Source organism: Bacteroidales bacterium, from assembly GCA_023229505.1.
GTDB lineage: Bacteria > Bacteroidota > Bacteroidia > Bacteroidales > JAGOPY01 > JAGOPY01.
Window position 1 is genome coordinate 56,925 of the sequence record JALNZD010000021.1, and the last position, 12,812, is coordinate 69,736.

Consider the following 12,812-nt stretch of genomic DNA (forward strand, 5'->3'; position numbering starts at 1 on the left):
CCTGTCATCCGGGAGAACATGAACCTCTTTTTCACCATCATATATGACTTCTTCACCCGACGGAGGCTGGTCTTCTTCCTGTTCCTGGGGCTGACCCTGACAGTCATAATATGGTTTGCATTGCGGTTGAAAATAGCGGAAGATATTTCCAAGGTCCTGCCGCATAATGAAAAAGTTGATCAGTACCTTGAGGTTGTCAACCAATCAGCTTTCGCAGATGAACTGGTTATCTTCATCGGTCCTGCCGATACTGCGGTTAATATTCCTCCGGAAGATCTGATCTCTTTTGCCGGTGAACTGGCCGACTCGGTACGGTCCGCCCTGATGCCCGGCCTGGTGAGCAACCTGCGTGAACGGGTCGACGATGCCTCAGTCCAGGGGATTTATAAAGAATTCCATCAACACCTTCCCATTTTCCTGGATGACCATGACTACCTCCTGCTCGATTCCCTGACCACAACACCTTCCATTGATCATGCTGTACGTTCTGCTTACAAAAACCTGGTCTCCCCGGCCGGGATGGTAACAAGGGACATTTTACTTAACGATCCGCTTGGCTTTACCGGTATCGCCTTAAAAAAACTGGAATCTTTCAAACTTGATGAAAGTTACCGTACCCTGGACGGTTATATTTTTTCCGGCGACCTGAAATACCTTGTGATGTTCCTCACACCTGCGCAGAAATCGACCGAAACCAATAAAAATGGAGTCCTCCTGAAAAAACTTGGCAGTATTTTTCAAATAATTAACCAACATAATCACGAAAAGATTAAAGCCGGCTATTTCGGCACCTTAGCTGTTTCAGTGGCCAATGCCGGCCAGCTCAAACGCGATATCATACTAACCATGAGCCTGGCCGTCGTCCTGTTGATCCTGTTCATCGGTTTCTATTTCGGCCACTTCAGGGTGATCCCAGCTATCGTTGTCACGACCCTGATGAGCGCCGGCATCTCGGTAGCGGCGCTGTCGCTGATGAACCGGGAAATATCGGCCATCTCCCTTGGATTTGGCGCAGTCTTGCTGGGTATTGCAATTGCCTATACCATTCATTACCTGAACCATCTCAGGGAAATGAAGGAACCACGAAATGTGCTGAAAGAGATCGCCCTGCCTATTGTGATGAGTAGCATCATCTCGTCCGGGGATTTCTTCACCCTGCTGCTGGTACGGTCGGAAGCCGTTCGTGACCTCGGGTTGTTCGCCGGTTTCAGCATTCTGGCCGCAGGTCTGCTAACCCTGATCTTCCTGCCTCATCTTACAAAAAAAATAAAATGGGAACGGACCAGCGAAAACCTGGTGAACCGGTCTATCCTGAAACTGGCCGCCTATCCTATCGAAAAACATCGCCTGGTGACCATCATCATCCTGCTGCTGACCGTTGTATTCTTTTTCACTTCCCGCCGGGTTTCTTTTGAAAGTGACCTGACCGGGATGAGTTATATGCCGCAGGAGATTCAAAACGCGGAAGCCACCCTTGAAAAAATCAGCCAGTACACGTTACGGTCGGTATTTGTTGTTACGCGGGGAGAAAACCTGGATGAAGCGCTGTCTCATACTTCAAAGTTCCTCGAACGGGTAAAACAGTTGAAAGACCGGGGGCTTGTCAAAAAATTCGCTTCCGTCACTTCTCTCGCAGTGCCCGCCAATGTTCAGCAAACCCGGATTACACGCTGGAATGATTACTGGACACCGGAAAAGAAAGCTATGCTGAGAGAAAGGCTGACGCAGGCTGCCGTTCAAAATGGCTTTAAAGTATCAGGATTTGAAGGCTTTTTTTATTGGCTTGATAAAGATTTTATACCAGCCGGTCCGGATGAGTTGCCCGGCCTGACCAGACTGTTTCTCGATCCCTATATTTCCGAAGGGCAACAAATGGCTACAGTCACTACGGTCCTTAAAGTCCGGCAGGAGGACAAGCCCCTTATTTATGAGGCGCTTAAAGGAGAAGAAGCCTCTTTTATATTCGACAAGCAGTTCCTGACGAGTACCTTCATGGATATTTTGAATGAAGACTTCAATAAGCTGGTGATCGTATCCCTGCTGATCGTTTTCTTTGTTTTGCTGATCTCATACGGCCGGATCGAACTGGCACTGATCACCTTCATTCCCATGTTCATCAGCTGGATCTGGACCTTGGGGATAATGGGGCTATTCGGCATGAAGCTCAACATCTTCAACCTGATCATCACTTCTTTTGTCTTTGGCCTTGGTGTCGATTATGCTATTTTTTCCATCCAGGGGATGCTTCAAAAGTATAAGTATGGTCATGCTGACACGAATTCCTACCGCACTTCGGTGCTGATGGATGCTACTACCACGCTGATCGGTCTCGGGGTGCTGGTCCTGGCAGTGCACCCCGCGCTCAGAACGATGGCATACGCGGCCATTATCGGCATTGTCTCGGTATGGTTTGTCACATGGAGCCTGGAACCAATCCTGTTTAAATGGCTGGTTTACCTGGAAGAAAGCAAAAGACCGGTGCCGGTAACCCTGAAGGATTTCCTTTTTGCCATTCTATCCCTGACCATCTTTGTTACAACCAGTATTTTAATCATGATATTCGGCCTTGTCTTTTTCAAAATTTTTCGTTTGAAAAACAAGCAAATTAAAGACTGGTTTCATTACGGATTGATGATCTCATCCCGGTTCCTGATCTACGCGAATTTTCTATCGCCGAAACAAATAATCAAGCCTGAAGGTGAGGATTTTAAGAAACCTGCCATGCTGATTGCCAATCACCAATCGCATATCGACATTGCGCTGATCCTGATGCTTCATCCAAGGCTGCTGGTACTGACCAACGACCGGGTCCAGCAAAGCAGGCTGTATGGGTCATTGGTCAAAATGGCAGAGTTTTTCGCGATCTCAGACGGGATGGAGTCCCTTACCGGGAAACTCCGGAAGAATGTCGCGGAGGGTTACTCAATCCTCATCTTCCCTGAAGGAACCCGCTCCCCTGATACACATTTACAGCGTTTCCACAAAGGGGCCTTTTACCTGGCCCAGGAGCTGGGTATCGATATTTTGCCGGTGATCATCCACGGGTCAGGGCCTGTCATGACCAAAGGGGAGTATTTTCTGAAGGCGGGCAGTGCCATAATAAAATTTCTGCCACGGATAAGACCTGATGATAAGCGGTTTGGCGAAAGCCTGCTGGAAAGGTCCAGGGCAATCCGCCATTATATGTCGGCTGAATACCATAAAGTCGCTGAAACAGCAGAAAATCCGGCCTATTTCAGGGAAAAACTGATCAAGAACTATCTTTACAAAGGACCCATTCTCGAATGGTATCTCAAGGTGAAAATACGCCTTGAAAAGAATTATGAAATGTTCCACCTTCATTTACCAAAAGAAGGACATATTACCGATATAGGCTGCGGGTATGGTTTCATGGATTATATGCTGAGCTTTCTGTCGGAAGGAAGAAGGATTACGGGCATTGATTATGACCGGGAAAAAATTGAGGTAGCCAATAACTGTCCTGCGAAAAATGAACGGCTGAGATTTATTTGCGGAGATGCGCTCGAGATGGCTATTCCAAAAAGCAGGGCTTTCATACTGGCAGATGTGCTTCACTATTTCCCGGAAGAAGAGCAGGAAAAGCTGATTATTCGTTGCATCGAAAACCTGGATGGAAATGGCATCCTGATCATCCGTGATGCCGACTGTCAGATGGGCCGGAAACACGCCGGCACCCGCTTATCGGAATTTTTCAGCACGCGGATAGACTTTAACCAGACACACGAAGACAGGAACAAACTGTATTTCACCAGCAGGGCAAAAATATCGGAAATCCTTTCCCGTTATGATTTGGACGTGGAGGTGATTGATGAAACGAAAATGACATCGAATATTGTGTTTATCGGGAGGAAGAAATGAACTTTGACTTTATTATTATCGGTAGTGGTATCGGCGGGTTGGTCAGCGGGATCATCCTGGCCAAGGAAGGGTATTCGGTCTGTATTCTTGAAAAGAACCACCAGGCCGGTGGCAATCTTCAGACCTTCAAACGCGATGGATATAAGTTCAGTACCGGGTTGCATTATATCGGCAGCATGGATGAGGGGCAAACCCTGCATCGTTTCTTCAAATATCTCGGTATCATCCGGGACCTGAAATTAAAAAAACTGGATATAGAGGGTTACGACCGGATCGTATTCGGAGATGAGGAAACATATTATAACCTTGCCCAGGGGTGGGACCATTTTAAGGATTCATTGACAGGGCAATTCCCGGAAGAGAAAGCAGCCATCGATGGATATGTTGCGACTGTCCAGGAATCTATCAGGAGCATTCCCCTTTATGACCTGGAAAATGCAGATTCTTTCAATCTCGAGCTATCCCGGTTAAATCGCTGTACGATGTCGTATCTTAAAAGCATCACACAGAATCATCGGTTACAGCATGTGCTGGCAGGCGCCAACAGTGTTTACCACGGCGCTGCCCGCCGGACTCCGCTCTATATGCACTCCTGCATACGCAATTCTTTTGTAAGCAGCGCCTGGAAAGTCTCAGGCGGAAGCGATCACCTTACGGACGTCCTGCTCCAGGCCTTTTCAGCCGCAGGCGGGACGATTGTTACTGATGCGCCCGTCACCGGTTTTTCCATGGATAATAATCACATTGACAGCGTTATTTTAAAAGATGGAAGAATATACTATGGCAGGCAATTTATTTCCAACATGCACCCAGCCGCGACCCTGCAACTGACCGGGCTGGAAAAGATCCGCACTGGCTATCGCAAGCGTATTGAAAGCCTTGAAAACACAGCAGGATTTTTCACCCTTTATCTTGTTTTTAAAGAAGACTTTTTCCCCTATCTGAATTACAATCTCTTCCAATATTATCATGACGATTATTTTAATGATGAGCTGCCTGAAGAACGCTGGCCGCATTCATACGTGATCTACATCCCTTTTTATGATGAAGACCAGAAGTTTACCCGGACAGCAAGCATAATTTCGTTCATGAAGAATGATGAATGCCGCAAATGGGATGGGTTGGCACCGGATCAAAGGGGGCAGGATTATTATGATTTCAGGGAAAGGAAGGCAGAAAAACTGCTGGATGCAGTTGAAAAACGATATCCGGGCATAAGAAGCGGGATCGAAAAATATTACGTTTCCACTCCTCTTACTTTCAAAGATTTTACCGGCACCCCCGAAGGAAGCGGGTATGGCATCCTGAAAGATTGTGAAAACCCGGCCAGGTCGATTGTATTGCCTCAGACAAAAATCCCCAACCTTTATTTTACAGGTCAAAACCTGAATATTCATGGTATCCTGGGAACAATAACTTCCGCTTTTATAACCTGTTCTGAATTCATCGGCTTTAAAAACCTGGTCAGAAAGATCATCCATGCTTAAAAGAAGATTTATAAGGATACTTCTTTACCTGCTGGCAGGATTATTGGCTATTATACTGGCATTTTATCTTTATTACCGGATATCTACAAATGTAACAGAACCTGAAATTTCCAATGCACAGAAGTCTTCTATGGAGCGGATCAGTGCCGGTCCGGATGAGTTTGCCTGCGAACATGGCTGGCTTCGGAAAGCCCGTGAAGGGTGGTGGGAGATGTACCTTGAGGGTAGCCCGTATGAGATCGGCTATGCCCATGGCCTGCTGACAAAGGAGTTGATGAAAGAACAGGAAAGGGCATTTTTAGGCCGGCTGGAGGAACTCGTCCCTACAAAATTTTACCAGGAATTCATGCTGGGATTCGTCAGGTTTTTTAACAGGGACCTGGATGAATATGTACTTCCGGAATTTCAGCAGGAAATATTTGGTATTTCACGATTTGCCTCGCCCGATTTTGATTTTATGGGCCCGGCCTACGCTCGTATGCTCAACTACCATGCAGCCCACGACATAGGTCATGCCGTCCAGAACATGAACCTGTTAGCCTGCACCGCCTTTGGCGCCTGGGACGCTCATTCGGCCGATAGCAGCCTCATCCTGGGCAGGAACTTCGATTTCTACATAAACGATGAGTTTGCTAAAGATAAGATCCTGTGTTTCATCCGGCCTGACAGTGGATACAGCCTTGCTATGGTTACCTGGGCAGGGTTCGCAGGCGTGGTTTCCGGGATGAATGAAAAAGGGCTGACGGTGACGCTGAATTCGGCCAAATCATCCATCCCATACAGTGCTAAAACCCCGGTTTCGCTGCTGGCCAGGGAAATCCTGCAGTATGCCTCCAATATTGCGGAAGCCTATGCTATAGCTCAAAAAAGGCAGATTTTTGTGGCAGAATCTTTCCTTATCGGATCGGCGGCAGACCATAAAGCCGTGGTCATCGAAAAATCTCCGGAAAAGATTGCCCTCTTTGATCCTGACACGAATTTTCTCATCGTAACCAATCATTTTCAGTCGGACACTTTCCTCACCGATCCCCTGAATGTTGAAAACATGGCAAATGAGACTTCGGTTTACCGTTACAAGCGTGTGAATGAGCTGCTTTCATCAAACCCGCCGGTTGATCCAACCATTGCTGCCAGGATATTAAGAGATTATAAGGGCCTTAATAATAAAGACATCGGCCTGGCGAACGAGAAGGCCGTCAACCAGTTCATTGCCCATCATTCTATCATCTTTAAACCGGAAGAAAAAATGCTTTGGATCGCAGGGCCGCCCTACCAGTCAGGTGAATATTGGTGCTATGACCTGGATTCAATCTTTTATCATGATACGGGATATATCCAGAATCCTCTGCGGAACTCTGCGAAACTTATTAGCAATCATAACACAACTACAATCCCCGACGACAGCCTCCTATCTTCTAAAACTTACCAATGCCTGTTAAAATACAGATCCCTCAGCCACAAGATAGAACAGGGAGAATACCGTGAAGGCGATACCGACTCGCTGGTGCTGTATAATCCGGAGTATTTCCAAACCTACCGCATCCTCGGGAATTATTTCAACGGCCAGGGAAATGGTCAGAAAGCTACTGAATATTACAGGGAGGCATTGGAAAAAGAGGCGCCTTCGGCGGCGGATCGGAAGCTTGGGAGGTAGGGAGAAGTCGGCAGTTGACAGTTGGCAGTTGGACAGTCAGCAAATGAAAAATCGTCCATCGTCCATGCGAACATCCTCAATGAATTTCGGATTTTATTACCTTTATCCGCGTAAATCCGTAACATCCGTGTCATCCGTGTGCCATTAAAAAACCTGCAATGCTCCCACCAATCGAAACAAAACCCTCAGCCGAAATCAAAACCTTCCAGGAAGAAAAACTTAAGGAGCAACTCATCTATCTCCAGGAAAAATCCGGTTTTTACCAGGAGATGTTCCGCAAGAACCACATCGACATCTCCAAAATCCAACACCTTGAAGATCTGCAGCATATTCCGGTTACCACCAAAGATGACCTCCAGCAGCAAAATGAAGCCTTCATCTGCGTGCCACGAAATAAGATCATCGATTATATCACCACTTCCGGTACCCTTGGCGATCCGGTCACTTTTTCAATGACCGACCGCGACCTCGACCGCCTGGCTTATAACGAAAGCATCTCCTTTGCCATCGCCGATGGCAACGAAAATGACACCTACCAGCTCATGACTACCATCGACCGCAGGTTTATGGCAGGATTGGCTTATTTCCTTGGGGTAAGAAAGCTCGGTGCGGGCATCATCCGCGTTGGTAACGGGATGCCGGAGCTGCAATGGGATACCATCCGCCGTTTTAAGCCCAATGCATTCATCACCGTTCCTTCATTCATCCTGAGACTCATTGAATATGCCGAAGAGCATGGGATTGCTTACCGCTCCTCCAGCATCCGCAAAGCCATTTGTATCGGCGAGCCCCTGCGTAATCCCGACTTTTCCCTCACCACGCTCTGTAGTAAGATCAGGGAAAAGTGGGACATCCATCTATATTCGACTTACGCCTCCACGGAAATGTGCACGGCCTTCACCGAATGCCGCTATGGCGCAGGCGGGCATCATCACCCCGAACTGATCATCGTGGAATTCCTGGATGAAAATGATCAGCCCGTTAAAGAAGATGAGGCCGGGGAAGTCACCGTAACGACACTCGGCGTGGAAGGCATGCCGCTACTCCGTTTTAAAACCGGCGATGTCTGTTATCATTACCAGGAGCCCTGCCGTTGCGGCCGGACCACCATGCGTTTAGGCCCCGTGCTGGGCAGAAAACAACAAATGATCAAATACAAGGGCACAACCCTATACCCACCGGTACTTTATGACATCCTCGATAACACGGAAAGCATTGTAAATTATTATGTTGAAGTTTATACCAATGCGATCGGCACCGATCAAATCCTGATCCATATCGGGAGTCACCAGATTACTGAAAACCTGGAAAAAGAAATTAAGGATCACTTCAGGGCAAAACTCAGGGTTGCCCCACAGATCAATTTTGAACCGGTAGACCAGATTGAGAAAACACTACATCCTGAAGGGGGCAGAAAGTCAGTCAAGTTCATCGATAAAAGAAATAATCACAAATAACACAAGCCAATTACCTTTTATCTTAATTTTCGTACTTTTGGCTCCTGTAAGCAGCTTAGCCAAAATAAACCTTTCATACTATCATGGCATCAATCCAACCTTTGATAAAGAAGTATGCTATTATCCTGATAACCATTATCGGGATTATTGCTTATGCCAATTCTTTTAATAATGCCTTTCAATTTGATGATGGTTATCATATTGTAGAAGGTAGCAAGATTAAAAACTTTGATAATGTTTTAAAATTTTCCCACTGGAAAGCGATCAATGACAGGCCTCTGTCATTCTTTACACTGGCGGTGAATTATAAACTCAATGAGCTGGATGTTGCCGGATACCATGTAGTCAACCTCCTGTTCCATATCCTGGCTGGTTTAATAGCGTTTTTACTCACGTTCGAGATCCTGTCCCTTCCTGTATTCCGGAAAAACCGGACCATCCAGGATTATAAGGTTCTCATCGCGCTGTTTTCTTCAATGATCTTCGTTGCACACCCGATCCAGACCCAGGCCGTAACATATATTACGCAGCGTATGACGGTTATGGCCGGTTTATTCTACATGTGGTCGGTTTTGCTATACATCAGGGGCCGGAATGCACACCTGGAACCTGCGAGAGCTAAAGCCTGGAAGTCATACGCGTATTATGCAGGCGCCATTGCTGCCGGAGCCCTTGGATTCCTCTCCAAGCAAAACGCGGCTACTTTCCCGCTGGCTTTTATCCTTGTCGAAATCCTGTTTATCCGTGACCAGCAGGAAAAGATCGACCGCAGGTTCTTGACAACCATTTCTTGCGTCGTCGGGGGGATTATCCTGTTAGGGATTATCCTGAACGGTCTGCCGTCAGAATACGATAAAATCAGCCGGTCGGAATACCTCTTCACGCAATTCCGTGTCATGGTCAAGTACTGGCAATTGCTTTTCCTGCCCATAAACCAGCACCTCGATTATTACTGGACGATATCCATATCTTTGTGGGGATATAAAGATCTGCTCAGCCTGGCTCTCCTGCTTGGAACCATCGCCCTGGGGGTGTTCCTGTTCCGTAAAAACTGGCTGATACCTGCCTTTGCTATTTTCTGGTTCTACCTGACTTTATCCATCGAATCAACCATCATCCCTATCCGCGATGTCATCTTCGAGCACAGGATGTATATGGCCGTCTTCGGTATCGGGTTCGCTTTCAGTTACCTGGCATTTTACTTCCTGGGCAGGAAAAAACAGATTTATCCCGTCATCGTCTTGTCGATCCTTACCCTGGTTTACATGGGTGCATCCTTTAACCGCAACAAGGTATGGAAAAACATCTATACTCTTTGGTCGGATAGTACTACAAAAGACCCAAAAAGGGAGAGGGCATGGTATTGGCTGGCTTCTTATTATACACTGGAAAAAGATCCTGAAAATGCCCTGAAGTGCTATAACACTTCCATTGAATGTAATCCTAATTTTCCCCTGGCCTACAATGGCAGTGGAAATGTAAAAAAAGAAACCGGTGACCTGAAAGGTGCTTTGAAGGATTACAACAAGGCCATCCAGCTTGACCCGAATTACATGACTGCTTATTATAACCGGGGGATTGCCAATGCTGCCATGAATCAATTATCGGATGCCATAAAGGATTATGACCAGTCCATTCAGGTGGGTAACAGATCTTCGGCAGTTTATTATAACCGGGGAAACGCCAAAAGGAGAAAGGGCCAATACAGTTCCGCGATAGAAGACTATAATATCGCCCTCGAAATAGATCCGAAATACCCCCTGGCTTATTTTAACCGGGGCCTGACCAAAGCGGGGATGAAAGACCATGAAGGAGCAATTGCAGATATTGACTTCGCCATCAGACTCGACCCAAAGAACCATTTGTTTTATAACGGCAAAGGTGTTTCACTCCTTAGCCTTGGAAAATACCAGGAAGCAGTTAATAATTTTGACCTGAGCATCCAGATGAATTCCGACTTCGGACAGGCATATTATAACAGGGGATATGCCAAACTGAACGGTCTGAGTGATCTGAAAGGGGCCTGCGAGGACTGGACGGTTGCTGCATCAAAAGGTTATAAAAGTGCTGAACATTATATCCAGCTATATTGTAAGTAATCTCACTTCGTGTTCTGTTTTAAAAATGAAAAAGATCCTGATCATCGTTCCCGCTTACAACGAAAAAGACAACATAGGTCAGGTCATTCATAAACTATACACAGAAAACAGGGATTGGGACATCCTGGTGATCAATGATGCCTCAACCGATAATACCAGCGCCATTGCCAGGGAAACCGGCCATGCAGAAGTAATTAACCTGCCCTTTAATTTAGGGATCGGTGGATGCGTTCAGACCGGTTTCCTTTATGCCAGAAATAAAGATTATGATTTTGCACTTCAGTTCGACGGCGACGGGCAGCACAGCGCCGAAGAAATCCATAAACTCCTGGAAATTGTAATGAATGATGAGGCAGATGTGGCCATCGGTTCCAGGTTCAACCGGAAGCACGACGGTTTCAAATCTTCGTCTATAAGGAGAATTGGGATAAGGATCTTCGAATGGTTCTCTTACCTGCTCATCCAACAGCATATCACCGATCACACTTCGGGTTTTAGGGCTTATAACCGCAAAGCCGTTCATTTTCTTGCCGATCATTACCCCAGTGATTATCCTGAACCTGAAGTAGTCATCCTGCTTGGAAAAAACGGTTTTAACATCAAGGAAACCTTTACCCAGATGCATGAACGAAAGGGTGGCGTTTCTTCCATCCCTCTGACAAAAGGCCCCTATTATATGATCAAGGTCATGCTTGCTATGTTTATGTCGGCCATCAGGTCAAAAATTTAATATCATGAATGAAGAAATAAGTACGATAGGCAGCAGTGTCCAAAAGACGCAATACATTGCCATCTTCGTGAGTGTCAGCCTGTTTTTGTACATTTTCTATTTAGTCAGGAAAAAGAAGATCAAAGAAGAATATTCATTGATGTGGCTTTCTTCTAGCTTCGTTTTCATTGTTCTTTCCATCTGGCGGCATGGGTTGGAGTATTTCGCAAAGTTGATGGGTATCGCCTACCCACCCGCTGCTCTTTTCCTGATCCTCATGCTGGCGATCTTCCTGATTCTGATTGAATTCTCTATCAACATTTCCAAACTTTCGGAGAAAAATAAAATCCTGGCCCAGGAAATGGCCCTTCTAAAAGATGAAATAGAATCATTAAAAACGGGAAAACCAGCCAAGAATCCGGTAAGAGGTGATAATCTTGAAAATATTGAACCGGTGAAGCGCCCGGTCAAAAAATGACGGATTATATTTCCTGGCAACAGCATACTGTTCGAAAAACTGACCCCTGAATCCTGTTTCACTTTTTGAAGACCCATGCCTACGAAAGCTCGCCAGTTCATGGTTGATGACTCCAGCCGGGGAGATCCTTGTGAACCGAAGCCACAAATCATAATCCATTGCATATTTCAGTGACAAATCAAGGTGACCGGCTTTTTCAAAGAGCTCTTTCCGGAAAAAAACCGCCGGCTGGGAGATAAAATTCTCCCGTAAAAGTTTTTCAACAGAAAATTTCTTCAACCGGGCGTTCTTATAACGTGTAATCCATTTCCATCTTTCCTCTCCTGAGCTGTCGATGATGCGGCATCGGCCGTAAACCCAACCGCATTCCGGATGATCACGGAAATAATCTGCCACGGTTTGCAATGCGCCCGGAAGGTATATATCATCCGAATTCAGCCAGCCGATGATCTGCCCTGACGCCATACGGACACCCTTATTGACGGCATCAGCCTGGCCTTTATCTTTCTCGCTTACCCATATTATCCGGCCATAATCAGCCAATATCTCCCGCGTACCATCCGTTGATCCCCCATCTATCACAATCACCTCCAAGCCATGATCAATCACTTGGTCCAATATACTTTGAAGAGTTTTTTTAATATAACCGGCTTGGTTATATGAAGGTATTATCACAGAAATTTTCATTGGATGGTTTAAAGGTTGAAACTTCATGCAAAGATAACTTCAAAACAGGAAAACATACACAATCAACCTTTGTAATAAGTACGGAATATAAATAAATGATATTGAAAAGAAGAACGATTAAATTTTTAATTTTGAGTAAATACTGATTGATGAATAAGAATAAATTGAATCTTGATATATGAGATTTATAAGACTTGATTTCTATCTAACAGGTGGGGTTAATTATAGAATACTTGTTACTGTTCAGCGGTAGCTAACAGAAAATCTACAGGGTTACCGTCAATAGCCAGTTGTATTGAATCAAGAATATTATACCCCTGTTTTCTTATTGTGGAAATATAAGAACGTGTTCTGCAAAAAAC

Annotated in this window: 8 protein-coding genes; 7 read left to right on the plus strand and 1 reads right to left on the minus strand. The window is 45.8% G+C overall.

Annotation, left to right across the window (positions count from 1 at the left end):
* Nucleotides 1-18: 18 nt before the first annotated feature.
* From M0Q51_09220 to M0Q51_09250, 7 genes are all read left to right on the plus strand, one after another.
* The gene (locus M0Q51_09220; GenBank protein ID MCK9400157.1) at nucleotides 19-3,879 is read left to right on the plus strand and encodes a 1-acyl-sn-glycerol-3-phosphate acyltransferase; all 3,861 of its coding nucleotides are present in this window, start codon (nucleotides 19-21) and stop codon (nucleotides 3,877-3,879) included.
* On the plus strand, nucleotides 3,876-5,366 hold the full coding sequence (locus tag M0Q51_09225; protein ID MCK9400158.1) for an NAD(P)/FAD-dependent oxidoreductase: 1,491 nt from the start codon (nucleotides 3,876-3,878) through the stop codon (nucleotides 5,364-5,366). Before M0Q51_09220 ends, M0Q51_09225 begins: the two co-directional genes overlap by 4 nt.
* Nucleotides 5,359-7,020, plus strand: coding sequence for a C45 family peptidase (locus M0Q51_09230; protein MCK9400159.1), 1,662 nt, complete (start codon nucleotides 5,359-5,361; stop codon nucleotides 7,018-7,020). Before M0Q51_09225 ends, M0Q51_09230 begins: the two co-directional genes overlap by 8 nt.
* A gap of 158 nt (nucleotides 7,021-7,178) precedes the next feature.
* On the plus strand, nucleotides 7,179-8,477 hold the full coding sequence (locus tag M0Q51_09235; GenBank protein ID MCK9400160.1) for an AMP-binding protein: 1,299 nt from the start codon (nucleotides 7,179-7,181) through the stop codon (nucleotides 8,475-8,477).
* Between the two features lie 83 nt (nucleotides 8,478-8,560).
* The gene (locus M0Q51_09240; protein MCK9400161.1) at nucleotides 8,561-10,576 is read left to right on the plus strand and encodes a tetratricopeptide repeat protein; all 2,016 of its coding nucleotides are present in this window, start codon (nucleotides 8,561-8,563) and stop codon (nucleotides 10,574-10,576) included.
* 25 nt (nucleotides 10,577-10,601) lie between these two features.
* Nucleotides 10,602-11,306, plus strand: coding sequence for a glycosyltransferase family 2 protein (locus M0Q51_09245; GenBank protein MCK9400162.1), 705 nt, complete (start codon nucleotides 10,602-10,604; stop codon nucleotides 11,304-11,306).
* Nucleotides 11,307-11,310: 4 nt separating this feature from the next.
* Complete coding sequence (locus tag M0Q51_09250; protein MCK9400163.1) at nucleotides 11,311-11,763, plus strand: DUF2304 domain-containing protein; 453 nt, start codon at nucleotides 11,311-11,313, stop codon at nucleotides 11,761-11,763.
* Here the strand turns inward: M0Q51_09250 and M0Q51_09255 are convergent.
* On the minus strand, nucleotides 11,677-12,450 hold the full coding sequence (locus tag M0Q51_09255; GenBank protein ID MCK9400164.1) for a glycosyltransferase: 774 nt from the start codon (nucleotides 12,448-12,450) through the stop codon (nucleotides 11,677-11,679). The two genes, M0Q51_09250 and M0Q51_09255, sit on opposite strands and share 87 nt — an antisense overlap.
* Nucleotides 12,451-12,812: the final 362 nt, after the last annotated feature.